The organism is Bacillus sp. FSL R5-0443 (genome assembly GCF_038608285.1).
Taxonomy (GTDB): Bacteria; Bacillota; Bacilli; order Bacillales; family Bacillaceae; genus Bacillus; species Bacillus velezensis.
On sequence record NZ_CP152013.1, the window covers coordinates 1,651,205 to 1,674,345 of the forward strand.

At 45.6% G+C, this 23,141-nt stretch carries 26 protein-coding genes; all 26 read left to right on the top strand.

Going from position 1 to position 23,141, the window contains the following annotated elements:
- The first annotated feature begins 60 nt into the window (after positions 1-60).
- The 26 genes from NYE28_RS08330 to fliF all read left to right on the top strand — a co-directional run bounded on the left by NYE28_RS08330 (position 61) and on the right by fliF (position 23,134).
- Positions 61-831 (top strand): aminoglycoside phosphotransferase family protein, encoded by a 771-nt coding sequence (locus NYE28_RS08330; RefSeq protein ID WP_072589091.1) that lies wholly within the window; start codon positions 61-63, stop codon positions 829-831.
- A gap of 121 nt (positions 832-952) precedes the next feature.
- Positions 953-1,285 carry a putative DNA-binding protein gene (locus NYE28_RS08335; RefSeq protein WP_003154299.1) on the top strand — a complete coding sequence of 111 codons (333 nt, stop codon included), beginning with the start codon at positions 953-955 and terminating at the stop codon, positions 1,283-1,285.
- A 13-nt stretch (positions 1,286-1,298) separates the two neighbouring features.
- Positions 1,299-2,639, top strand: coding sequence for a signal recognition particle protein (gene ffh / locus NYE28_RS08340; RefSeq protein ID WP_025284722.1), 1,341 nt, complete (start codon positions 1,299-1,301; stop codon positions 2,637-2,639).
- A gap of 105 nt (positions 2,640-2,744) precedes the next feature.
- Positions 2,745-3,017, top strand: coding sequence for a 30S ribosomal protein S16 (rpsP, locus tag NYE28_RS08345; RefSeq protein WP_003154296.1), 273 nt, complete (start codon positions 2,745-2,747; stop codon positions 3,015-3,017).
- Positions 3,017-3,262 (top strand): KH domain-containing protein, encoded by a 246-nt coding sequence (locus NYE28_RS08350; protein ID WP_007611392.1) that lies wholly within the window; start codon positions 3,017-3,019, stop codon positions 3,260-3,262. Before rpsP ends, NYE28_RS08350 begins: the two co-directional genes overlap by 1 nt.
- Positions 3,263-3,352: 90 nt before the next feature.
- The gene (locus NYE28_RS08355; protein ID WP_003154291.1) at positions 3,353-3,739 is read left to right on the top strand and encodes a YlqD family protein; all 387 of its coding nucleotides are present in this window, start codon (positions 3,353-3,355) and stop codon (positions 3,737-3,739) included.
- Between the two features lie 4 nt (positions 3,740-3,743).
- A complete protein-coding gene (gene rimM, locus NYE28_RS08360) occupies positions 3,744-4,268 on the top strand; it encodes a ribosome maturation factor RimM (protein ID WP_003154290.1) in 525 nt (174 codons plus the stop codon).
- Positions 4,265-4,996, top strand: coding sequence for a tRNA (guanosine(37)-N1)-methyltransferase TrmD (trmD, locus tag NYE28_RS08365; RefSeq protein WP_007409764.1), 732 nt, complete (start codon positions 4,265-4,267; stop codon positions 4,994-4,996). The genes rimM and trmD overlap by 4 nt, the downstream gene beginning before the upstream one ends.
- A gap of 140 nt (positions 4,997-5,136) precedes the next feature.
- Positions 5,137-5,484 (top strand): 50S ribosomal protein L19, encoded by a 348-nt coding sequence (gene rplS, locus NYE28_RS08370; protein ID WP_003154288.1) that lies wholly within the window; start codon positions 5,137-5,139, stop codon positions 5,482-5,484.
- Between the two features lie 142 nt (positions 5,485-5,626).
- Positions 5,627-6,475, top strand: a complete 849-nt coding sequence (ylqF, locus tag NYE28_RS08375; protein ID WP_007409766.1) for a ribosome biogenesis GTPase YlqF — start codon at positions 5,627-5,629, stop codon at positions 6,473-6,475.
- Positions 6,476-6,547: 72 nt separating this feature from the next.
- Positions 6,548-7,315 (top strand): ribonuclease HII, encoded by a 768-nt coding sequence (locus NYE28_RS08380; protein ID WP_007611398.1) that lies wholly within the window; start codon positions 6,548-6,550, stop codon positions 7,313-7,315.
- Positions 7,316-7,331: 16 nt separating this feature from the next.
- Entirely contained in the window at positions 7,332-9,035 is a 1,704-nt protein-coding gene (locus tag NYE28_RS08385) for a hypothetical protein (protein ID WP_052827416.1), read from the top strand.
- Complete coding sequence (locus NYE28_RS08390) at positions 9,032-9,313, top strand: FlhB-like flagellar biosynthesis protein (protein WP_015239847.1); 282 nt, start codon at positions 9,032-9,034, stop codon at positions 9,311-9,313. The genes NYE28_RS08385 and NYE28_RS08390 overlap by 4 nt, the downstream gene beginning before the upstream one ends.
- 174 nt (positions 9,314-9,487) lie before the next feature.
- Positions 9,488-10,645: an ADP-forming succinate--CoA ligase subunit beta gene (gene sucC / locus NYE28_RS08395; RefSeq protein ID WP_094031703.1), complete on the top strand. Its 1,158-nt coding sequence runs from the start codon at positions 9,488-9,490 to the stop codon at positions 10,643-10,645.
- Between the two features lie 28 nt (positions 10,646-10,673).
- A complete protein-coding gene (sucD, locus tag NYE28_RS08400) occupies positions 10,674-11,576 on the top strand; it encodes a succinate--CoA ligase subunit alpha (RefSeq protein ID WP_003154281.1) in 903 nt (300 codons plus the stop codon).
- A gap of 65 nt (positions 11,577-11,641) precedes the next feature.
- Entirely contained in the window at positions 11,642-12,541 is a 900-nt protein-coding gene (gene dprA, locus NYE28_RS08405) for a DNA-processing protein DprA (RefSeq protein WP_094031704.1), read from the top strand.
- 181 nt (positions 12,542-12,722) lie between these two features.
- The gene (topA, locus tag NYE28_RS08410) at positions 12,723-14,798 is read left to right on the top strand and encodes a type I DNA topoisomerase (RefSeq protein WP_007409771.1); all 2,076 of its coding nucleotides are present in this window, start codon (positions 12,723-12,725) and stop codon (positions 14,796-14,798) included.
- A 64-nt stretch (positions 14,799-14,862) separates the two neighbouring features.
- Positions 14,863-16,170 (top strand): FADH(2)-oxidizing methylenetetrahydrofolate--tRNA-(uracil(54)-C(5))-methyltransferase TrmFO, encoded by a 1,308-nt coding sequence (gene trmFO / locus NYE28_RS08415; RefSeq protein ID WP_094031705.1) that lies wholly within the window; start codon positions 14,863-14,865, stop codon positions 16,168-16,170.
- Between the two features lie 69 nt (positions 16,171-16,239).
- A complete protein-coding gene (gene xerC / locus NYE28_RS08420) occupies positions 16,240-17,157 on the top strand; it encodes a tyrosine recombinase XerC (protein WP_032871470.1) in 918 nt (305 codons plus the stop codon).
- Between the two features lie 15 nt (positions 17,158-17,172).
- Complete coding sequence (gene hslV / locus NYE28_RS08425) at positions 17,173-17,718, top strand: ATP-dependent protease subunit HslV (RefSeq protein WP_014417767.1); 546 nt, start codon at positions 17,173-17,175, stop codon at positions 17,716-17,718.
- 7 nt (positions 17,719-17,725) lie between these two features.
- Positions 17,726-19,138 (top strand): HslU--HslV peptidase ATPase subunit, encoded by a 1,413-nt coding sequence (gene hslU / locus NYE28_RS08430; protein WP_256052823.1) that lies wholly within the window; start codon positions 17,726-17,728, stop codon positions 19,136-19,138.
- A 37-nt stretch (positions 19,139-19,175) separates the two neighbouring features.
- On the top strand, positions 19,176-19,955 hold the full coding sequence (gene codY / locus NYE28_RS08435; RefSeq protein ID WP_003154263.1) for a GTP-sensing pleiotropic transcriptional regulator CodY: 780 nt from the start codon (positions 19,176-19,178) through the stop codon (positions 19,953-19,955).
- A 353-nt stretch (positions 19,956-20,308) separates the two neighbouring features.
- Entirely contained in the window at positions 20,309-20,698 is a 390-nt protein-coding gene (flgB, locus tag NYE28_RS08440; RefSeq protein ID WP_003154260.1) for a flagellar basal body rod protein FlgB, read from the top strand.
- On the top strand, positions 20,698-21,150 hold the full coding sequence (gene flgC, locus NYE28_RS08445) for a flagellar basal body rod protein FlgC (protein ID WP_015239851.1): 453 nt from the start codon (positions 20,698-20,700) through the stop codon (positions 21,148-21,150). The genes flgB and flgC overlap by 1 nt, the downstream gene beginning before the upstream one ends.
- Before the next feature lie 10 nt (positions 21,151-21,160).
- Complete coding sequence (gene fliE / locus NYE28_RS08450) at positions 21,161-21,481, top strand: flagellar hook-basal body complex protein FliE (RefSeq protein ID WP_007409777.1); 321 nt, start codon at positions 21,161-21,163, stop codon at positions 21,479-21,481.
- A 42-nt stretch (positions 21,482-21,523) separates the two neighbouring features.
- Positions 21,524-23,134 (top strand): flagellar basal-body MS-ring/collar protein FliF, encoded by a 1,611-nt coding sequence (gene fliF, locus NYE28_RS08455; RefSeq protein ID WP_076424137.1) that lies wholly within the window; start codon positions 21,524-21,526, stop codon positions 23,132-23,134.
- The last annotated feature ends 7 nt before the right edge of the window (positions 23,135-23,141 follow it).

Below are 23,141 nucleotides of genomic sequence, written 5' to 3' on the forward strand. Positions count from 1 at the left end.
GGACGGTTTTATACTCGTTTTTTTATACGCATTGATAGATCGGAATGGAGGGGGCAATTGTTGGACAAATGGCTGAAAGCTGAATTGGAAAGTAAGGTCGGAGCGATAAACCATATGTCGCTGTTGGATGAACAGGGAGGCACTTCAACCGTTCGAAAAATAGTGGCCGGCCAAGACGCATTTCTGCTGAAAAGTTCTTTTCAACAGAAGTATCGGGAATGGTTAATGAGAGAAGCCTTCGTTTTACAAAAACTGACGGAAACTCGTCGTCTGCCTGTTCCTATTTATTATGGGATGATACAGGAACAGCATGCCAGCCATATCATCATGTCATTTGAGGATGGAATCACCCTGACTTCGGCTTTAAGAAAAGCAAAAGGGGATACTGAAAAGAAAAAGCTGATCAAAAGTTTCGGCCAGTTTCTGCAACGTCTGCATGAAACCGAAATGGTCCCTGGTTTACAGCCGGAATCAGACTGGCTCGATCTGCAAATCAAACGAGCCGGGGAATATGTCAAAAAAGGACAGGCTGAAGGAAGTGCAGAGCTTTTGAAGGAATTGGACAGGTACAGGCCTGTTCCTGTTCAGCAGACAATGATACACGGTGACTGCACGACTGATAATGTGCTGGTGAAAGACGGAGAGGTCTATCTGTTTATCGATGCTGCGGGAATATCGGCGGGAGATCCGCGATATGATGAATCATTAGCGATCAGTCATTTTGTCACAAACGAAGCATGCCTCAATGCTTTTTACGAAGGCTATTGCCGCTATCGTGTATCAAAACAAGAATTCGAGTATTTTAACGACGGTCTATATGAATTTTTTTGAAAAAACTTATTATGTAAAAAGAGCATCATGCTTTGACAAGATAAAAACTTGACACACGCTCTGAAACCATGTAAACTAAGTTTTTGTAAAGGGATTTGACTTAACAAAGGGGAGAGCTCAAATGTCGCTCGAAAAAACGACGAGAATGAACTATTTATTTGACTTCTATCAGTCGTTGCTGACGTCAAAACAAAAGAGCTATATGTCGCTTTATTATCTGGACGATTTCTCCCTTGGTGAAATAGCCGAAGAGTATGACGTTTCAAGGCAAGCCGTTTACGATAACATCAAACGGACTGAAGCGATGCTTGAACAATATGAAGAAAAACTGCTCCTTTTTAAAAAGTTTCAGGAGCGTAAAGAAATGTTTACAAAGCTGAAAGAGCTTGCTTCCGGGTTGCAGGAAGAGGAAAAAATGACGGCTCTGATTGAAGCGCTTGAGAAATTAGATTAGGAGGCGGCAAACAATGGCATTTGAAGGATTAGCCGACCGACTGCAAAAGACGATTTCAAAAATCCGCGGAAAAGGAAAAGTCAGCGAACAAGACGTAAAAGAGATGATGCGTGAAGTTCGTCTTGCGCTTCTTGAGGCTGACGTTAACTTTAAAGTCGTAAAGGATTTTGTGAAAAAAGTAAGTGAACGGGCTGTCGGACAGGACGTTATGCAGAGTCTGACACCCGGTCAGCAGGTTATTAAAGTCGTAAAAGAAGAGCTTACCGAGCTGATGGGCGGCGAAGAAAGCAAAATTGCCGTCGCCAAACGCCCGCCGACCGTTATTATGATGGTCGGGCTCCAAGGTGCCGGTAAAACGACAACCACGGGGAAGCTTGCCAACCTGCTGCGCAAAAAACATAACCGCAAACCGCTGCTCGTGGCTGCGGATATTTACCGCCCCGCCGCGATTAAACAGCTGGAAACCCTGGGGAAACAGCTTGATATGCCGGTCTTTTCGCTTGGCGATCAGGTCAGCCCGGTGGAAATTGCCAGACAGGCGATTGAAAAAGCGAAGGAAGAGCATCATGATTATGTGATTTTAGACACCGCCGGACGGCTGCACATCGATCATGAACTGATGGATGAGCTCTCCGGCGTAAAGGAAGTCGCAAATCCTGAGGAAATTTTCCTTGTCGTCGACTCAATGACCGGTCAGGATGCGGTAAACGTCGCCAAAAGCTTTAATGACCAGCTCGGTTTAACGGGTGTCATTTTAACAAAGCTTGACGGGGATACCCGCGGAGGTGCGGCGCTTTCTATCCGCGCGGTCACCGAAACGCCGATTAAATTCGCCGGAATGGGAGAAAAGCTCGATGCTCTTGAAGCGTTCCATCCTGAACGGATGGCATCCCGGATTCTCGGAATGGGTGACGTGCTGACCTTGATTGAAAAAGCTCAGGCGACTGTTGATGAAGACAAAGCCAAAGAGCTTGAGCAGAAAATGAGAACGATGAGCTTCACATTGGATGATTTTCTGGAGCAGCTCGGCCAGGTCCGAAACATGGGGCCTCTTGACGAACTGCTGCAAATGATGCCCGGCGCAGGCAAAATGAAAGGCTTAAAAAACATCCAAGTCGATGAAAAACAGCTGAATCATGTGGAAGCGATCATTAAATCAATGACTGTTCTTGAAAAAGAACAGCCGGATGTCATTAACGCCAGCCGGCGGAAGCGGATTGCCAAAGGAAGCGGAACATCCGTTCAGGAAGTCAACCGTCTTTTAAAGCAGTTTGAGGAAATGAAAAAAATGATGAAGCAGATGACCAACATGACAAAAGGGAAGAAAAAAGGCTTTAAATTACCTTTTATGTAATCGGTTATACATGATAAAACCGTTGTTAAGAAAAAACACTTTACAAACACTTTTATCATTGTTAATATACTATCTTGTTGAAATATTTTCGGAGGTGCTAGTAAAATGGCAGTAAAAATTCGTTTAAAACGTATGGGAGCAAAAAAATCTCCTTTCTATCGTATTGTTGTAGCAGATTCTCGTTCACCGCGTGACGGCCGTTTCATCGAAACAGTCGGCACATACAACCCGGTTGCAAAGCCGGCTGAAGTGAAAATCAACGAAGAGCTTGCTCTTAAATGGCTTCAAACAGGAGCTAAACCTTCTGATACAGTCCGCAACTTGTTCTCAAGCCAAGGAATTATGGAAAAATTCCACAACGCTAAACAAGGCAAGTAATGACTGATCAGAACTTGGAAGATTTGATTGTCAGCATTGTGGCTCCGCTTGTCGACCATCCGGAAGACATAACGGTCACAAAGGAAGAGACTGATCAAAAGATTGCGCTGCGCTTATCTGTCAATAAGTCAGATACCGGTAAGATTATCGGAAAGCAAGGCCGGACTGCAAGAGCGATTCGAACCGTCGTTTTTGCAGCTGGCGCACAGTCTTCTAAGAAAGTTCAATTTGAAATATTTGACTGAAAAAGGGAGAGGGCCGGCACCTCCCCTTTTTTTACACGTAAAAAAGGCAAATGAACAGAAATATGTTGGAAGAGTGGGGAGTCTGGTCCTATGCAGATTATTCACAGGGTAACCGTTATGCAGGTTCTGACCGAGCAAAGCAAGGAAAAGCTTTTGGCCTCTTTTGCAGAAAAAAAGCAAACGCTTGAACGAGAATGCAGCCAGCTCTATTTTCAGCTTAGAAAACATGAAAAAGATCAGCAGAATCCCGATGTAGCGGAATCTTTTAAAAAAGCCATTGAGAAAAGACAAGACAAAATCAAAATGATCGATTTCCAAATAAGCCAGACAGAGTCGCTCCCGCTTGGAAGCGAAGTGAAGGAAAAGGAGATCGATGCGCTGCTTTCAATCAATGTCGGTGATAACTGGCATGAAAAAACAGCGGCAAATACCATCGTCATAAAAGACGGGGTAGTAATTGAAATCCGCCCGAGGTGATAATATGACAAACAGATGGTTTAATGTAGGCAAAATTGTAAATACCCACGGCATTAAAGGCGAAGTGCGGGTCATTTCTAAAACGGACTTTGCCGAAGAACGGTACAAGCCCGGCAATACGCTCTATTTGTTTGCGGAAGGGGCTGCGGAGCCAATTAAAGTAACGGTCAGCGCCCACAGGCTTCACAAGCAGTTTCACCTGCTGCAATTCAAAGAAATGCCGAGTCTCAATGAAGTCGAACACCTAAGAAACATGGTGATCAAAGTCCCTGAAGAAGACTTGGGAGAGCTTGAAGAAGATGAATTTTATTTTCATGAAATCATCGGCTGCGAGGTTGTGTCAGAAGACGGGGAACTGATCGGCACAGTGAAGGAAATCTTGACGCCAGGGGCTAATGACGTATGGGTGGTTGCAAGAAAAGGCAAAAAAGATGCGCTCATTCCGTATATTGCTTCCGTGGTAAAGGATATTAATATAAATGAGAAGAAAATTAAGATTCATGTAATGGAAGGGTTAATAGACGAATGAAAATCGACTTTTTAACACTGTTTCCCGAAATGTTTCAAGGGGTGCTCGGCTCCTCCATTCTGCAAAAAGCACAGGAAAAAGAGGCTGTCCGTTTTGACGTCATCAATTTCCGGGCTTTTTCGGATAATAAACACCAAACGGTTGATGATTACCCGTACGGCGGGGGAGCCGGGATGGTGTTAAAGCCGCAGCCTGTATTTGATGCGGTTGAAAAGCTGACAGCCGGTACGGACGCCAAGCCGCGCATTATTCTCGTCTGCCCGCAAGGTGAGCGTTATACGCAGAAGAAAGCCGAGGAGCTGGCACAAGAGGAACATCTCATGTTTATTTGCGGACATTATGAAGGGTATGATGAACGGATCCGGGAACATCTTGTCACTGATGAAATCTCCATCGGGGATTTTGTGCTGACCGGGGGAGAGCTCCCTGCCATGATGATTGCCGACAGCGTTGTCAGGCTTTTGCCGGGCGTCCTCGGAAAAGAAGCATCCCACGTGGAGGATTCCTTCAGCACGGGGCTTTTAGAGCATCCGCACTATACGAGGCCTGCAGATTATAGAGGCTTAAAAGTGCCTGAGACCCTTCTGTCGGGCAACCATGCAAAAATACAAAAATGGCGCAATAAAGAATCAATCAGAAGAACCTTTTTAAGACGTCCCGATCTTCTTGAAAACTATCCTCTCACTGATGAGCAAAGAAAATGGATTTCCGAGTGGGAAAACGAATAGATTCTATTGCGCAGGCGATGAAGATATGATAAGATACTACTTGTGGCTTAAGGAGGCTTATCCTTCAGAAGCTTGAAAACGATGTTCCGCTGTGCCTTGCAGTTGTGGCCAAGAGCATCTGTTGGAAGGAGTTGAAAACGATGCAAAAACTAATTCAAGATATCACAAAAGAACAGCTTCGCACTGATCTTCCTGCGTTCCGTCCTGGTGACACTTTACGTGTACACGTAAAAGTTGTTGAGGGTAATCGTGAGCGTATCCAGATCTTCGAAGGTGTTGTGATCAAGCGTCGTGGTGGTGGAATCAGCGAAACGTTCACAGTTCGTAAGATTTCTTACGGTGTTGGCGTTGAACGTACATTCCCTGTACACACACCAAAAATCGCGAAAATCGAAGTTGTACGTTACGGTAAAGTACGTCGCGCTAAGCTTTACTACCTGCGTGAACTTCGCGGAAAAGCGGCTCGTATTAAAGAAATCAGACGATAATGATAACGAACGAAAAGAGCTTGTTACCCGTAACAGGCTCTTTTTTTATATGAAATTTGTAAAAGCAGAACAAGCAACGTAAAATACATAAGAGATCATCGGAACATCCGGTTCCGGTAAATAAGGCAGGTGTCGAAGTCACATGACCATTCAATGGTTCCCAGGCCATATGGCTAAAGCGAGACGGGAAGTAACAGAAAAACTGAAATTAATTGATATCGTATACGAATTGGTGGATGCGAGAATCCCGATGTCATCGAGAAATCCGATGATTGAGGAGATTTTAAAGAATAAGCCGCGCATTATGCTTTTAAATAAAGCCGATAAGGCGGATGCGGCTGTGACTGCTCAGTGGAAGGACCACTTTCAGGAACAGGGCATTCCCTCTCTTTCAATAAACTCCGTTAACGGGCAGGGACTGCATCAAATCGTGCCGTCATCGAAAGAGCTGCTGAAAGATAAGTTCGATAAAATGAAAGCAAAAGGTGTTAGGCCAAGAGCAATCCGCGCATTAATCATCGGCATTCCGAATGTCGGCAAGTCTACGCTCATTAACCGGCTGGCCAAAAAAAACATTGCCAAGACGGGAGACAGGCCCGGCATTACCACTTCACAGCAGTGGGTAAAGGTAGGCAAGGAATTAGAGCTGCTCGATACACCGGGAATTTTATGGCCTAAATTTGAAGATGAGCTTGTCGGCTTGCGTCTGGCGATCACCGGGGCGATTAAAGATACGATTATCAACCTGCAGGATGTGGCCGTCTTCGGGCTGCGCTTTCTGGAAGAGCATTATCCCGACCGCTTGAAGGAGCGCTACGGACTTCAGGAAATCCCTGAGGATATCGCCGCTCTTTTCGACGCGATCGGTGAAAAACGCGGCTGTTTGATGGGCGGCGGAATGGTTGACTATGATAAAACAACGGAAGTCATCATTCGGGACATCCGGACGGAAAAATTCGGCAGGCTTTCATTTGAAACACCATCAGAATAAAGACGCGCAGCGATGCGGGTCTTTATTTTTTCCGCAGAATACCGATATACATAATGTAAGGGAGAAGAGGACGTGAATACATTAACCGTAAAAAGCGTAAAAGAACGCCTGCAAGAGGTCAGGGACGAAAGCGACCCCTTCCTTGCCCAATGTGAGAAAGACCCGAGAAAAAGCGTACAGACGCTTTTAGAGCAATGGCTGAAAAAGCACGCGAAGGAAAAAGCTCTTAAAGAGCAATGGCTGAACATGACGGCATACGAAAGACTGTCATCCAAAAAGGGCTTCCGCCTGATTGCGGGTGTTGACGAAGCCGGAAGAGGGCCGCTTGCCGGACCGGTTGTCGCCGGCGCCGTCATTTTGCCGGCAGAATGCGAGATTCTCGGTCTCACGGACTCGAAGAAATTGTCGGAAAAGAAGCTCGAGGAGTATTACAGCCGGATCACGGAAGAAGCGGCGGCTGTAGGAGTCGGCATTGTCCATGCGGACGTCATTGACCGGATCAACATTTATGAGGCCGCGAGACTGGCGATGGTAAAAGCCGTCAATGCTTTAACGGAAACACCTGATTATCTGCTTGTTGATGCCATGACCCTTCCGCTTGACATTCCGCAGTCATCAGTTATAAAAGGGGATGCCAAAAGCGTGTCAATTGCCGCCGGAGCCTGCATCGCAAAAGTAACGCGGGACCGTCTCATGGCTGAGTACGCCAAAACCTACCCCATGTACGGCTTTGAAAAAAATAAAGGCTACGGAACGAAAGAACATCTTGAAGCTCTTCAGGCATACGGACCGACAACTATTCACCGAAAAACGTTCGCTCCCGTTCAATCTTATTGTTAGAAAAGAGGCTTAAGACATGAACATAAGCGGCGAAATCCAAGCGGCTTTCAGACAGCTGACGGCGGAAATCCCTCCGGACCGGCAAGACGGCGGTAAAGACAGCGGCGCTCAAAGGCTGCTGTTAGGGAAGGTTCTCCGTTTGCTGGACGATCAAAGCGCCCTTATCCAAATCGGCGGCCGGACGATGCAGGGAAAACTTGAAACCGCCCTTCGTCCGCAGGCGTATTACTGGTTTTCTTATGACAAACAGCCGGCGGAAAAAACAGGCCGGCTTCATGTCATTGACCAATTCGAAGGAAGCCCGAAAACCGTTCAGGAAGCGGCGGGAAGACTGTTAAACGCTCTTTCTGTCAAACCAGGCCCTGTGTCTCTGCAGATTGCCGAAACGTTTATGCAGCAGAAGCTGCCGATGACGGAAAACAGCCTCAAAGCTTGCATCCGCTGGGCTGAATCGCTTCCGGCCGCCGAATTGAAAAAAGCGGCGGAAACAATCGTATTTGCGCTGAAACGGGAACTGCCCGCACATCCGGAAGTCTTGTCAGCCATTCATGCCGTTAAATATCCGGTTCCGACCCGGCGCCTCCTCTCAGGACTGCTTCAGGCAATCAATCAGGCTCCGCAATCGGCAAAAGAGCTGTCTGTGCTCAAAGAGGCGGTTTCTGACGTGTTAAACGCGGAAACGGATCTTCATGCAGAACGTCTCCTGAAGAAGCTTGCCGAGGCTGCACGCATGCCGCTCTCAGAAACCGGGCTGATGGATGAAGGAGAACGGACGGAATCAAAACAATCACCATTTGTCCGAGAGACTCGTGAAAACGGAAAGGCAGTCTCAAGCCAGCCTTCTCCTCCGAGTGCACGGGCAAATCCGGAACTGCCTGAAAAAACGGCAAAACAGATTATAGAGAAATTAATGACATCGGCAGAAAAAACTGAAAACCGTCCCGTAAAAGTAACGGCGGAGATCATTAAGGCTTTCATTTCTCAAGAAAAAACATTTAAAACAGCACCTGTTCTTCAAAACGCACAACTGACAGAACAGGAGGCGGCTGTTTTCGAAAAAGCCGCTCAGCTCACCGAATTGAAATATGCAGAAAAACATGATGTATTAAGCCTTTTGCAGAAAATCAAAAAAGGACTGGGCACACGTGATGAATTATCATTCATTACAGCGCTTGAAAAAGGCGTGTCTCCGCAGCCGGAGAAACAAGCGCTGAAAACAGCCCTCCAAGCCGTCCGGACGCTTCAAGAAGCGCCCCAATCCGTTAAACAAGAGGCGGAACCGCTTATTCATAAATTAAACGGCCAGCTGTTTATTGAGCAGCATAACCCTTCTTTTACGCAGATGGTGCTGTCATTTCCGCTGGGAGCGTCCGCGTATGAGAATGACATCACAGTTCTCTTTAAAGGACGGAAGAAGCCGGACGGAAAACTCGATCCGTCACATTGCAGGCTCCTGTTTTTGCTGCACCTTGAAACACTGCAAGAAACCGTTGTGGACTGCATGATTCAGCAAAATGTAATGACCATTACGGTTGAGACTGATTTTGAGCTTCAGGCGGCCATCGACCCTCTCGTACCGGCTTTAAAAGAAGCCGTAAAAGAAACGGGCTTCAGCCTGTCAGGCGTCACGGCTAAAAAACGGCGCCCGAAAGACCAGAGCGCTCTTGTGGAAGAGTTTATAGAAAAAGACGGCGGAAGAAAAGTGGATGTGAAAATATGAAAGAGCAAACGCCGTTAAGAAGAGCTGTCGCCCTGCATTACGACCGGCAGAAAGACCAAGCCCCGAAGGTTGTCGCAACAGGCAGGGGGCACGTGGCGGAAAATATTATAAAAGAAGCTGAGAAGGCTGGGGTTCCCATTCAGGAAGACAGAACCCTTGTCGAATTAATGCGCCATTTGACGGTTGACGATCAGATACCGGAGGCGCTTTATGAAACCGTTGCCGAAATTTTTTCATTTGTTTACAAACTGGACGAAACCCTGAAAAACGAAAAATAAGGACCATTCATTTCCCGGACTCCGTTTAAATTTATATTTTCAATAAAATAAAAGTTAGAATGTTTGGAAGGATATAAAGATTTTGTTTTGAACCCTAGACAATTCTTCCAGTATTATATAGAATGAAAGCGCAGTCTATTTTTAGTTTTGCTACATAAGTTAGGAGGATGGGAAATGAATATCCATGAGTACCAGGGAAAAGAAGTCCTCAGAAAATACGGGGTGTCTGTTCCTGAAGGTAAAGTGGCTTTTACAGCAGAGGAAGCAGTTGAAAAAGCAGAGAGCCTGTCAAGCTCGGTTTATGTCGTAAAGGCGCAAATCCATGCTGGCGGCCGCGGCAAAGCTGGTGGGGTAAAGATTGCAAAAACAAAAGATGAAGTGAAAGAGTATGCCGAAGAACTGTTAGGCAAGACGCTCGTCACACATCAAACGGGTCCGGACGGACAAGTAATAAAACGCTTACTTATTGAAGAAGGCTGCGATATTAAAAAGGAATACTATGTCGGGCTTGTACTTGACCGCGCTACTTCAAGAATCGTTTTAATGGCGTCTGAAGAAGGCGGAACGGAGATTGAAGAAGTAGCGGAAAAAACACCTGAAAAAATTAAAAAAGCGGTAATTGATCCGGCTGTCGGCCTTCAGGGCTATCAGGCAAGGGAAATTGCATTCGCAATTAACATCCCGAAAGAGCTTGTCGGCAAAGCCGCTAAATTTATGCTCGGTTTATATAAAGCATTTGTTGAGAAGGACTGCTCCATCGCCGAGATCAACCCTCTCGTCGTTACGGGGGACGGAAACGTCATGGCGCTGGATGCTAAGCTGAACTTCGACAGCAATGCGTTATACAGACAAAAAGACATTATGGAATACAGAGATTTAGATGAAGAAGATCCGAAAGAAATCGAAGCGTCAAATTACGATTTAAGCTACATTTCCCTTGATGGAAATATCGGCTGTATGGTAAACGGCGCGGGTCTTGCAATGTCTACTATGGATATCATTAAACACTACGGCGGAGAACCTGCAAACTTCCTTGATGTCGGGGGCGGCGCAACCGCAGAAAAAGTTACGGAAGCTTTTAAAATCATTCTTTCCGATCAAAACGTAAAAGGAATTTTCGTCAATATTTTCGGAGGCATCATGAAGTGTGATGTCATCGCCGAGGGCGTTGTTGAAGCGACGAGACAAGTCGGATTGACATTGCCGCTGGTCGTGCGCCTTGAAGGGACAAACGTAGATTTAGGAAAGAAAATCCTGAATGAATCAGGCTTAAACATCACATCTGCGGAATCAATGGCAGACGGCGCACAGAAAATAGTATCCTTAGTTTAGGAAAGAATGAAAGGCAGGGGACCAGATAATGAGTGTTTTTATCAATAAAGATACAAGAGTTATTGTACAGGGGATTACAGGTTCTACCGCTTTATTTCATACAAAGCAGATGCTGGAATACGGCACGAATATCGTTGGCGGTGTAACACCTGGAAAAGGCGGAACGGAAGCGGAAGGCGTACCGGTATTCAATACGGTCGCAGAAGCGGTTCATACAACGGGCGCAGATGCGTCAGTTATTTACGTGCCGGCTCCGTTTGCGGCGGACGCAATTATGGAAGCGGTTGACGCGGAAATTGATCTTGTCATTTGTATCACTGAGCACATTCCGGTTTTGGACATGGTGAAAGTGAAGCGCTTTATGGAAGGCAAGAAAACGAGATTAATAGGGCCGAACTGCCCTGGTGTTATTACACCTGAAGAATGCAAGATCGGCATTATGCCGGGATACATTCATAAAAAGGGCCATGTAGGCGTTGTGTCCCGTTCAGGAACATTGACATACGAGGCCGTCCATCAGCTTTCAGAAGCCGGCGTAGGCCAATCTACCGCTGTAGGGATCGGCGGCGATCCGGTCAACGGCACGAACTTTATTGACGTGTTAAAAGCGTTCAACGAAGATCCTGAAACACATGCAGTCATCATGATCGGAGAAATCGGCGGCACAGCTGAAGAAGAAGCGGCTGAGTGGGTGAAAGCGAACATGACGAAGCCTGTTGTCGGCTTTATCGGCGGTAAAACCGCGCCTCCGGGAAAACGCATGGGCCATGCGGGCGCCATCATCTCCGGAGGAAAAGGCACGGCAGAAGAAAAAGTCAAAACGATGAACGCCTGCGGAATTGAAGTCGCGGAAACCCCTTCTGTAATGGGTGAAACGCTGATTAAGGTGTTAAAAGAAAAAGGCTTGTTTGAAACGTGCAAAACTCACTGATCGAAGCAGGGGCAGCCGTAACGGCTGTTCCTGTTTTTGCTGAAAAAAAGAGGAGGTTTCCAGATTTGGATCAAGCATCGCGCTGTTTAATGGTCTGCAGTATTAATCAAATCATTTCCCCGTCTCTTCTATTAAAATGGTGGAAAGCTGATCACTCTCTGTCTTTTTTACCGAATCCGCATCCATTAACTGTTTTATCAGAAGGGAAAACAGCCCCGGAAGCAATTTTTCGGGAAATAGAGCGCAAGGATCCGGAACTTGATGAAGTTCTGTCCGATTACCGCCGCGAAGGCATTACTGTCATTCCGATTTCATCAAGCCGCTATCCAACATGGCTTAAAGCGATTTATGATCCGCCGGCTGTCTTGTATGCAAAAGGGAACACGCTGCTTCTTGAAAAAGGCAGAAAAATCGGGATTGTAGGAACGCGGAAACCGACGGAAGACGGAATAAAAGCGGTTGGGCATCTTTCCGCCGAACTCTCAAAAAAAGGCTGGGTCATTGTAAGCGGGCTTGCATCCGGTATAGACGGATTGTCTCATAAGGCGAGCATCAGGGCAAAAGGGCTTACGATCGGCGTGATAGCCGGCGGATTCCATCACATCTATCCCCGGGAAAATCTCCTGTTAGCAGAATACATGGCTGAACACCATCTCCTACTCTCAGAACATCCTCCTGAAACAAAGCCGAAAAAATGGCACTTTCCGATGAGAAACCGCATAATCAGCGGACTAAGTGAAGGAATTGTGGTCGTGCAGGGAAAAGAAAAAAGCGGTTCATTAATCACAGCTTACCAGGCTCTCGATCAAGGCAGAGAGGTATTTGCCGTTCCGGGTTCCATATTTAATCCATATTCCGGAGGACCTATAAAACTCATTCAAGAAGGGGCGAAAGCTGTATTATGCGCAGAGGATATTGACGGAGAGCTGACCGCCCGATGCGTTCAGTATACGGAACCCTTTTGAAATATCGTTTGACAAACGGTATTGTAATATTTAATAATAGTGAGGATTTAAAGTTGCACATTATTTTCATGTATAAAATGACGTTCATCATAAAGAATGAAATGTTGAAAGCCATAAAAAGGCAGCTCTAAAATGAATTGATACTTGAAAAGAGAGAGAACACCTCTTGAGGGGGATGAAAATGTCTGATTATCTAGTCATCGTGGAATCGCCGGCAAAGGCGAAAACGATTGAACGTTATTTAGGGAAGAAATATAAAGTCAAAGCTTCAATGGGACATGTCCGGGATCTTCCGAAAAGTCAAATGGGAGTTGACATCGAACAGAACTTTGAACCGAAATATATTACGATCCGCGGAAAAGGCCCTGTTTTAAAAGAATTAAAAACAGCGGCAAAGAAAGCAAAAAAAGTTTATCTCGCGGCCGACCCCGACAGAGAAGGGGAAGCGATTGCATGGCATCTCGCACACAGTCTTGATCTGGATCTCAGCTCGGACTGCCGGGTCGTCTTTAATGAAATAACGAAAGACGCCATTAAAGAATCATTTAAACATCCGCGCATGATTAATATGGATCTTGTCGATGCGCAGCAGGCGCGCCGCATACTAGACAGACTCGTCGGATACAAAATCAGCCCGATTCTTTGGAAAAAAGTAAAAAAAGGCCTCAGTGCGGGCCGTGTGCAATCCGTTGCGCTCCGGCTGATCATCGACCGGGAAAAGGAAATCAACGATTTTAAACCTGAAGAGTACTGGACGATTACCGGCTCATTTTTAAAAGGAAAAGAGACGTTTGAAGCCGGATTTTTCGGAAAAAACGGCAAAAAGCTTCCTTTAAAAAGCGAAGAAGACGTAAAAGCCATCCTTGCTCAGCTGAAAGGCAATAAGTATACAGTTGACAAGGTTACGAAAAAAGAGCGCAAACGAAATCCCGCTCTGCCGTTTACAACGTCCACTCTGCAGCAGGAGGCTGCAAGAAAGCTGAATTTCAGAGCGAAGAAAACGATGATGATCGCGCAGCAATTATATGAAGGAATTGATCTCGGCAAAGAAGGGACAGTCGGGCTCATCACGTATATGAGAACGGACTCAACGCGGATTTCCAATACAGCCGTTGAAGAAGCGTCAGCTTTTATTGATCAGGCGTACGGAAAAGAGTACTTAGCGGGAAAACGGAAACCGGCAAAGAAAAATGAAAACGCACAAGATGCCCACGAAGCGATCCGCCCGACTTCGGTGCTCAGAAAACCTGCCGACTTAAAAGCGGTGCTTGGAAGAGACCAGCTCAGATTATACAAGCTGATTTGGGAGCGCTTTGTTGCAAGCCAGATGGCGCCTGCAGTCCTTGATACGATGAGCGTCGATCTCAGCAATAACGGATTGACATTCCGGGCAAACGGAAGTAAAGTCAAATTCGCCGGCTTCATGAAAGTCTATGTAGAGGGTAAAGACGATCAGCTGGAAGAAAAAGACCGCATGCTTCCGGACCTTAAAGAGGGAGACACGGTTTTATCGAAAGATATTGAGCCTGAGCAGCACTTTACTCAGCCGCCTCCGCGTTATACAGAGGCGCGCCTGGTTAAAACGCTTGAAGAACTGGGGATCGGCCGTCCTTCGACATATGCGCCGACTCTTGACACCATCCAGCGCCGCGGTTACGTGGGATTAGACAATAAACGGTTTGTGCCGACTGAGCTTGGGCAGATCGTGCTGGATCTTATCATGGAGTTTTTCCCGGAAATCATTAACGTTGAATTCACGGCTAAAATGGAAAGAGACCTTGACCATGTTGAAGATGGCCAGACAGAATGGGTTCAAATCATTGACAGCTTCTATACTGATTTCGAAAAACGCGTGAAAAAAGCGGAAGCCGAAATGAAAGAAGTGGAAATTGAACCTGAATACGCCGATGAAGATTGTGAGTTATGCGGCTCCCGGATGGTTTATAAAATGGGCCGATACGGCAAATTTATGGCGTGCTCCAATTTCCCTGACTGCCGGAATACAAAACCGATTGTCAAACAAATCGGCGTAAAATGCCCTAAGTGCCATGAAGGAAACATTGTCGAACGAAAATCAAAAAAGAAACGCATCTTTTACGGCTGTGACCGTTATCCTGAATGCGACTTCGTATCTTGGGACAAACCGATTGAACGAAAATGCCCGAAATGTGAAAATATGCTCGTAGAGAAAAAGCTTAAAAAAGGCATACAAGTCCAATGCGTCGAATGCGATTATAAGGAAGAACCACAGAAGTAGCGGTGAGCAGAGCCTTGCTCACCTTCTTTGTGTGGAAGGGACAAACAACAGGAGATGAAAAGAAATGAACCAGCAAACAGTTAATGTAATCGGAGCAGGCCTTGCCGGAAGTGAAGCGGCATGGCAGCTTGCAAAACGAGGAATTCAAGTGAAACTATATGAAATGCGGCCCGTCAGGCAGACGGCAGCCCATCATACTGATAAATTCGCCGAACTGGTATGCAGCAACTCCCTCCGTTCAAATACACTCGCCAATGCGGTAGGCGTATTAAAAGAAGAAATGCGGGCCCTTGACTCGGCAATCATTCAATCTGCTGATAAATGCTCGGTTCCGGCCGGGGGAGCGCTTGCCGTTGACCGTCATGAATTTGCGCAAAGCGTGACGGATCTCGTGAAAAACCATCCGAACGTAACGGTTCTTACTGAGGAAGTAACAGAGATTCCGGAAGGTCCGACTGTTATCGCGACCGGACCGCTTACGTCAGAATCGCTTTCACAGCAGCTGAAAGAGCTCACGGGAGAAGAGTATCTGTATTTTTATGACGCGGCGGCGCCGATTGTCGAAAAAGACAGCCTCGATATGGAGAAAGTGTACTTAAAATCCCGTTATGACAAGGGAGAAGCGGCGTACTTAAACTGCCCGATGACAGAGGAAGAGTTCGACCGTTTCTATGAAGCATTGACGACGGCTGAGACGGTACCTTTAAAAGAATTCGAGAAAGAAATCTTCTTTGAAGGCTGCATGCCGATTGAAGTCATGGCGAAAAGAGGCAAGAAAACAATGCTGTTCGGACCGATGAAACCGGTCGGACTGGAAGATCCGAAAACAGGCAAGCGCCCTTATGCAGTCGTTCAGCTCAGACAGGATGATGCGGCGGGAACGCTTTATAATATTGTAGGTTTTCAGACACATTTAAAATGGGGAGACCAAAAAGAAGTGCTTAAACTGATCCCCGGTCTTGAAAATGTTGATATCGTCAGATACGGCGTCATGCACAGAAACACATTTATCAACTCGCCGAGCCTTTTGAATCCGACATATCAATTTAAAAAGCGGAACGATCTGTTTTTCGCGGGCCAAATGACCGGCGTAGAGGGTTATGTTGAATCTGCCGCTTCAGGTCTTGTAGCGGGAATCAATGCCGCCAAACTTGTGCTCGGTCAGGATCTTGTGACATTCCCGCAGGAGACGGCGATAGGAAGCATGGCTCACTACATTACGACGACAAATCAGAAGAACTTCCAGCCGATGAATGCAAACTTCGGCCTCTTAAAAGAATTGCCTGTAAGAATTAAAAACAAAAAAGAACGAAATGAAGAATACGCTAAACGCGCAATTGAGACTATTCAAACTATTTCGAAAACGATATAGCTTTTCATTGCAACTTCGATGCATTATATGATACCATTTAAAAGCCCTTCGGAGAGGGAGGTCTTCATAATGACTGAGAATGTTAACTTTTTTTTAAAGTTATTCGTTGAATATTTACAAATTGAAAAAAATTATTCACAATATACTATTGTGAATTATGTTAATTCGATTGAAGAATTTGGGATGTTTCTGCATGCTCAAAATATAAATGGAATGAAAGAAGCTGCATATCATGATGTGAGAATATTTTTGACAGAGGCTTATGAAAAAGGCCTGTCAAGAAAAACAATCAGCAAGAAAATTTCAGCTTTGAGAAGCTTCTATAAATTTTTAATGAGGGAAAAGCTTGTTGAAGAGAATCCGTTTCAGCTTGTTCATCTGCCGAAACAAGAGAAACGGATTCCGAAGTTTCTTTATGAAAAAGAACTTGAGGAACTATTCGCTGTTTCAGACAGAAGTCAGCCGTCAGGGATGCGCGATCAGGCCCTGCTTGAGCTTCTTTATGCGACCGGAATGAGGGTCAGTGAGTGCTGTACGCTCACTGTCAGCGATCTTGACCTGTTCATGGATACGGTGCTCGTTCACGGGAAAGGCAAGAAGCAGCGCTATATCCCGTTCGGCTCATATGCCCGTGATGCGCTGGAGCTGTATATCAACAGCGGAAGGCAGTGCCTGCTTGAAAAAGCAAAAGAGCCTCATGATGTGCTGTTTGTCAATCAAAGAGGCGGCCCGCTGACCGCCAGAGGAATCCGGTATATTTTAAGCGGGCTTGTAAAAAAAGCATCCGGCACTTTACATATACACCCGCATATGCTTCGGCACACGTTTGCGACTCATCTGCTGAATGAAGGGGCTGATTTAAGAAGCGTCCAGGAGCTTTTGGGCCATTCCAATCTGTCTTCTACGCAGATTTACACGCATGTATCGAAGGAAATGCTGAGAAACACATATATGTCCCACCACCCGAGAGCTTTTAAAGAAAATTAAAAGGAGGCCCTTCTCATGTCATCTTTTCATGCGACAACGATTTTTGCCGTCCGGCATAACGGGAAAAGCGCTATGTCAGGAGACGGCCAGGTCACATTCGGTCAGGCTGTAGTCATGAAACATACTGCAAGAAAAGTGAGAAAGCTGTTTAACGGAAAGGTTCTGGCCGGATTTGCGGGATCTGTTGCAGACGCTTTCACACTTTTTGAAATGTTTGAGGCGAAGCTTGAAGAATACAACGGCAATTTAAAACGTGCGTCGGTTGAGCTTGCGAAAGAATGGCGCAGCGATAAAGTGCTGCGCAAGCTGGAAGCCATGCTGATTGTCATGAACCAGGATACCTTGCTTCTCGTATCGGGAACAGGTGAAGTGATTGAGCCGGATGACGGCATTTTGGCAATCGGCTCCGGCGGAAACTACGCCCTGTCAGCAGGAAGAGCGCTGAAAACCTATGCCGGAGAGAATCTGTCCGCCAAAGATATTGCAAAAGCCGCTTTGAAAATCGCGGGCGAGATTTGTGTGTACACAAACGATCAGATCATTTTGGAAGAACTTGAATAGAAAGGACTTGAGGCGCATGGAAAACAAACCGTTAACACCGAGACAAATCGTAGATCGGTTGGATCAATACATTGTAGGACAGCAGGATGCGAAAAAAGCTGTCGCCGTGGCATTAAGAAACCGCTATCGCAGAAGTCTTCTTGATGAAAAACTGAGAGACGAGATCGTTCCCAAAAACATCCTGATGATGGGCCCGACCGGGGTGGGGAAAACAGAGATCGCCAGAAGGATCGCCAAGCTTACCGGTGCGCCATTTATAAAAATTGAAGCGACAAAATTTACAGAAGTCGGCTATGTAGGCAGAGATGTCGAATCAATGGTCAGAGACCTCGTTGAGACATCCGTGCGGCTCATTAAAGAAGAAAAAATCAGCGAAGTGAAAGAGCAGGCTGAAGAAAATGCAAACAAACGTATAGTGCGGCTTCTCGTTCCGGGAAAGAAAAAACAAGCGGGTGTGAAAAATCCGTTTGAAATGCTTTTCGGAGGAAACCAGGCGGCAAATGATGATGAAGCCGACCAGCAGGAAGAAGCAAGCCTTGAAGAGAAAAGAAAGCGCATGGCGCATCAGCTCGCATTGGGAGAGCTCGAAGACCATTACGTCTCCGTAGAGGTGGAAGAGCAGCAGCCGTCGATGTTTGACATGCTGCAAGGCTCCGGGATGGAGCAGATGGGCATGAATATGCAGGATGCGCTGAGCAATCTGGTGCCAAAAAAGAAAAAACGCCGCAAAATGACGGTCAGAGAAGCAAGGAAGGTTCTGACCAATGAAGAGGCAGGCAAATTAATCGATATGGATGAAGTCGGCCAAGAGGCCGTGTTAAGAGCTGAAGAGGGCGGCATTATCTTTATTGACGAAATAGATAAAATCGCAAAAAACGGAGGGGCTTCTTCCTCAGCAGATGTATCGAGAGAAGGCGTTCAAAGAGATATCCTTCCGATTGTCGAAGGATCTACCGTCGTCACGAAATACGGCTCCGTCAAAACAGATCACGTGCTGTTTATCGCAGCCGGGGCATTCCATATGGCCAAACCGTCTGATCTGATTCCGGAGCTGCAGGGCCGCTTTCCGATTCGTGTAGAATTGAGCAAGCTGACGGTAGATGATTTTGTGAAGATTCTCGTCGAACCCGATAACGCGCTGTTAAAACAATATCAGGCTTTATTGCAGACAGAAGGTATATCTCTTGAATTTTCTGACGAAGCTATTCGTAAGATCGCCGAAGTGGCTTATCATGTGAATCAGGATACGGACAACATCGGAGCGAGAAGGCTTCACACGATATTGGAACGTCTCTTGGAAGACCTGTCGTTTGAAGCGCCGGACGTGACGATGGAAAAAGTCGCTATCACGCCGCAATACGTTGAAGAAAAGCTCGGAACGATTGCAAACAACAAAGATCTAAGTCAATTTATATTGTGAAAATTTAATAAGAGGAATTCTAGGAGGATTATTTATCATGGCTTTACTACAAAAAACACGAATTATTAACAGCATGCTGCAGGCTGCGGCAGGCAAACCCGTAAACTTTAAAGAAATGGCTGAAACACTTCGTGACGTCATTGATTCTAATATTTTCGTCGTCAGCCGCAGAGGAAAGCTTTTGGGCTACTCTATTAATCAGCAGATTGAAAATGACCGCATGAAAAAAATGCTTGAAGACCGCCAGTTCCCGGAAGAGTACACGAGAAATCTGTTCAATGTTCCGGAGACGTCTTCAAACCTTGATATCAACAGCGAATACACGGCGTTTCCTGTGGAAAACAGAGACCTGTTCCAAGCGGGCTTAACAACGATCGTGCCGATCATCGGCGGAGGAGAGAGACTGGGCACGCTCATTCTGTCCCGTCTGCAGGATCAATTTGAAGATGATGATCTCATTCTTGCTGAATACGGAGCAACCGTTGTAGGAATGGAGATTTTAAGAGAAAAAGCGGAAGAAATCGAAGAAGAGGCGCGAAGCAAAGCGGTTGTTCAAATGGCGATCAGTTCTCTGTCTTACAGTGAACTTGAAGCGATTGAGCATATCTTTGAAGAGCTTGACGGAAACGAAGGCTTGCTTGTGGCAAGTAAGATTGCCGACCGTGTCGGCATTACGCGTTCAGTAATCGTTAATGCGCTGAGAAAGCTGGAAAGCGCAGGTGTCATTGAATCCAGATCACTGGGAATGAAGGGGACGTACATTAAAGTTCTGAACAACAAATTCCTTATTGAATTGGAAAACCTTAAATCTCATTAAGACAAAAGCAGGATCCCTGAAAATGGGGGTTCTGCTTTTTTTATGGACAATAGGTGAAAAGTTGCAGTTTAAAGTTGCTTATTGGAATCTGATCTGAGATAATCCATCTTGCTGTGTGAAAAAAGGAGGAAGAAACAGAAATTCTGCTATTTTCAGTCTTATATTAAACAAATCCTTGTAGTACAAATATTCTAGGACTTAATACCTACATGCAAAATAGATATAATTGAGCACTTTTTTTTAGCCTAACTTCATAGACTTTAAGCCTGTTATTTCTTACAATAAGCATATGGTTTTACAATTCTCGACAAGGATTTTTAGGAGAAAAATATCTGAAATGGAGGTAAGTGGATTTGGACTTATTTTCTGGAACTATACAAAATCTTGAGAATGCCTTGGGGAGAGCGGACATTAAGCAAAAAGTCTTAACTAATAATATCGCCAATATAGATACACCGAACTATAAGGCAAAAAAAGTCTCTTTCCGAAATTTGTTAGATCAGGAAACATCCAATCTTGAGGCTGTAAAAACCGACTATCGGCACGTTGACTTTACGGGTTCGGGGGACGATTATTCTATCGTGTCCAGCAGTGATACATCGTACCAGCAAAACGGAAACAATGTCGATATCGACAAAGAAATGACAGATTTAGCCGAAAACCAAATTAATTATCAGGCTTTGGTTGAAAGAATGAGCGGCAAATTCAATTCTCTGAAAACCGTCTTGACAGGAGGAAAATAATGAGTGGCTTTCAAAGCTTAAATATTTCGGGTTCCGCTTTAACTGCACAGCGTGTCCGGATGGACGTCGTATCGTCCAACCTGGCCAATATGGATACAACGAGAGCGAAGCAGGTAAATGGCGAATGGGTGCCTTACAGAAGAAAGCTGGTATCTCTCCAATCCGGAGGCGAATCATTTTCGTCCCTTTTACATTCCAAGATGAACGGAACAGGAAGCGCGGGAAATGGCGTAAAGGTATCTGGTGTTACGGAAGACCCGTCCGCTTTTAATCTCGTTTATGATCCGGAGAATCCTGATGCGAATAAAGACGGATATGTACAAAAACCAAATGTAGATCCATTAAAGGAAATGGTGGATCTTGTCAGCAGCTCGAGATCATATGAAGCAAACGTAACTGCATTAAACGCCTCCAAAGGCATGCTTTTGAAGGCGTTAGAAATCGGAAAGTAAGGTGATGTAAGTGGTTAACGCTATTACTCCTTTTCAGCTTCAACAAACCCAAAATACTCAAAACGTAACGAATCAATTAAACCAAACTCAAAAAACTGATTCTTCAAACCAAACAAGCTTTTCGGAGCTTTTAAAAAACTCTATTGATTCGTTAAATGAGTCACAAGTGAAATCTGACCAAATAACGAACGAACTGGCTGCAGGAAAGGATGTAAACCTTGACGAGGTCATGATCGCTGCCCAAAAAGCAAATATTTCTCTGACGGCCGCTACCGAATTCCGCAATAAAGCCGTGGAAGCCTATCAGGAAATCATGAGAATGCAGATGTAGTGGTCAGATTGAAGAGAATGACTGGAATGACCGGGGGTTAACATGAATCGTACTCTAATGCAAATGAAAACCAAAACGGCAGCGTTTTGGAACAACAGATCAAAAACACAGAAGATACTCATGGTAAGCGGCTTGGCCGCATTCATTATTTTACTCATCGTCGTTATTATTTTTACTTCGTCTGAAAAGATGGTGCCTCTTTATAAAGATTTGTCCGCGGAAGAAGCGGGGAAGATTAAAGAAGAGCTCGATACGAAAAAGGTGTCTTCTGAACTTGCTGACGGCGGCACGGTCATTAAGGTTCCTGAGAGCCAAGTGGATTCGCTTAAAGTCCAGCTTGCCGCGGAAGGCCTGCCGAAAACGGGATCAATTGATTATTCGTTTTTCGGACAAAATGCGGGCTTCGGCCTGACGGATAATGAGTTTGACGTTTTAAAGGTTGAGGCGACTCAGACCGAATTGTCAAACCTGATAAATGAAATGGACGGTATTAAAAGCTCGAAGGTCATGATCAACATGCCGAAAGAAGCCGTGTTCGTCGGTGAAGATCAGCCGGCAGCGTCCGCATCAATCGTTTTGCAGATGAAACCGGGCTACTCGCTTGATCAAAACCAGATCAACGGGCTGTACCATCTCGTTTCTAAAAGTGTTCCGAACTTAAAAGAAGATAATATCGTCATAATGGATCAAAATTCTACATATTATGACAAAAGTGACAGCGGTGCAGGGTCCGTTTCTGACAGTTATGCTTCTCAGCAAGGTATTAAGTCGCAGGTCGAAAAGGACATTCAAAAACATGTTCAGTCACTGCTCGGCACAATGATGGGGCAGGATAAGGTCGTTGTTTCCGTGACGGCGGATGTTGACTTCACGAAGGAAAAACGCACTGAAGACACTGTCGAACCTGTCGATAAAGATAACATGGAAGGCATAACGGTAAGCGCCGAAAAAGTTGCGGAAACGTATAAAGGCGACGGCGCGGCCAACGGCGGCACGGCCGGAACGGGAAGCAATGACACCGCGAACTATGCCGAGACAAACGGCGGTTCAAACAGCGGGGACTACGAAAAAAGCAGCAATAAAATCAACTATGAAGTCAACCGCATTCATAAAGAAATCGCGGAAAGCCCGTATAAAGTGCGTGATTTAGGCATTCAGGTCATGGTGGAGCCGCCTAATCCGAAAAATGCCGCTTCCTTATCAGCACAGAGACAGGCTGATATACAGAAGATTTTAGGAACGGTCGTCAGAACGTCTCTTGATAAAAACGAAACGCAAAATCAAAACCTGACAGACAATGATATCAACAATAAAATCGTTGTATCCGTTCAGCCGTTTGACGGAAAAACAAGCCTGAACACAGATTCGGCACAATCTTCAGGTCTTCCGATCTGGGTATACATTACAGGCGGCGTACTGCTTGCGGCCATTATTCTGCTTATTATTCTCCTCATCAGAAAGAAACGCTCACAAGAGGATGAATACGAAGAATATGAATATGAAACACCGCCCGAGCCGGTTCGATTGCCTGATATCAACGAAGAGAAAATTGAAACGGAAGAAACAGTCAGACGAAAACAGCTTGAAAAAATGGCTAAAGAAAAACCGGAAGACTTTGCTAAATTGCTTCGAAGCTGGCTGGACGAGGATTAGGGGGAAT

What these genes read in the sequence shown, in the direction of transcription:
- NYE28_RS08335 (WP_003154299.1), top strand. Translation starts at nt 953, where the DNA reads ATGTCGCTCGAAAAAACGACGAGAATGAACTATTTATTTGACTTCTAT.
- ffh (WP_025284722.1), top strand. Translation starts at nt 1,299, where the DNA reads ATGGCATTTGAAGGATTAGCCGACCGACTGCAAAAGACGATTTCAAAA.
- rpsP (WP_003154296.1), top strand. Translation starts at nt 2,745, where the DNA reads ATGGCAGTAAAAATTCGTTTAAAACGTATGGGAGCAAAAAAATCTCCT.
- NYE28_RS08350 (WP_007611392.1), top strand. Translation starts at nt 3,017, where the DNA reads ATGACTGATCAGAACTTGGAAGATTTGATTGTCAGCATTGTGGCTCCG.
- NYE28_RS08355 (WP_003154291.1), top strand. Translation starts at nt 3,353, where the DNA reads ATGCAGATTATTCACAGGGTAACCGTTATGCAGGTTCTGACCGAGCAA.
- rimM (WP_003154290.1), top strand. Translation starts at nt 3,744, where the DNA reads ATGACAAACAGATGGTTTAATGTAGGCAAAATTGTAAATACCCACGGC.
- trmD (WP_007409764.1), top strand. Translation starts at nt 4,265, where the DNA reads ATGAAAATCGACTTTTTAACACTGTTTCCCGAAATGTTTCAAGGGGTG.
- rplS (WP_003154288.1), top strand. Translation starts at nt 5,137, where the DNA reads ATGCAAAAACTAATTCAAGATATCACAAAAGAACAGCTTCGCACTGAT.
- ylqF (WP_007409766.1), top strand. Translation starts at nt 5,627, where the DNA reads ATGACCATTCAATGGTTCCCAGGCCATATGGCTAAAGCGAGACGGGAA.
- NYE28_RS08385 (WP_052827416.1), top strand. Translation starts at nt 7,332, where the DNA reads ATGAACATAAGCGGCGAAATCCAAGCGGCTTTCAGACAGCTGACGGCG.
- NYE28_RS08390 (WP_015239847.1), top strand. Translation starts at nt 9,032, where the DNA reads ATGAAAGAGCAAACGCCGTTAAGAAGAGCTGTCGCCCTGCATTACGAC.
- sucC (WP_094031703.1), top strand. Translation starts at nt 9,488, where the DNA reads ATGAATATCCATGAGTACCAGGGAAAAGAAGTCCTCAGAAAATACGGG.
- sucD (WP_003154281.1), top strand. Translation starts at nt 10,674, where the DNA reads ATGAGTGTTTTTATCAATAAAGATACAAGAGTTATTGTACAGGGGATT.
- topA (WP_007409771.1), top strand. Translation starts at nt 12,723, where the DNA reads ATGTCTGATTATCTAGTCATCGTGGAATCGCCGGCAAAGGCGAAAACG.
- trmFO (WP_094031705.1), top strand. Translation starts at nt 14,863, where the DNA reads ATGAACCAGCAAACAGTTAATGTAATCGGAGCAGGCCTTGCCGGAAGT.
- xerC (WP_032871470.1), top strand. Translation starts at nt 16,240, where the DNA reads ATGACTGAGAATGTTAACTTTTTTTTAAAGTTATTCGTTGAATATTTA.
- hslV (WP_014417767.1), top strand. Translation starts at nt 17,173, where the DNA reads ATGTCATCTTTTCATGCGACAACGATTTTTGCCGTCCGGCATAACGGG.
- codY (WP_003154263.1), top strand. Translation starts at nt 19,176, where the DNA reads ATGGCTTTACTACAAAAAACACGAATTATTAACAGCATGCTGCAGGCT.
- flgC (WP_015239851.1), top strand. Translation starts at nt 20,698, where the DNA reads ATGAGTGGCTTTCAAAGCTTAAATATTTCGGGTTCCGCTTTAACTGCA.
- fliF (WP_076424137.1), top strand. Translation starts at nt 21,524, where the DNA reads ATGAATCGTACTCTAATGCAAATGAAAACCAAAACGGCAGCGTTTTGG.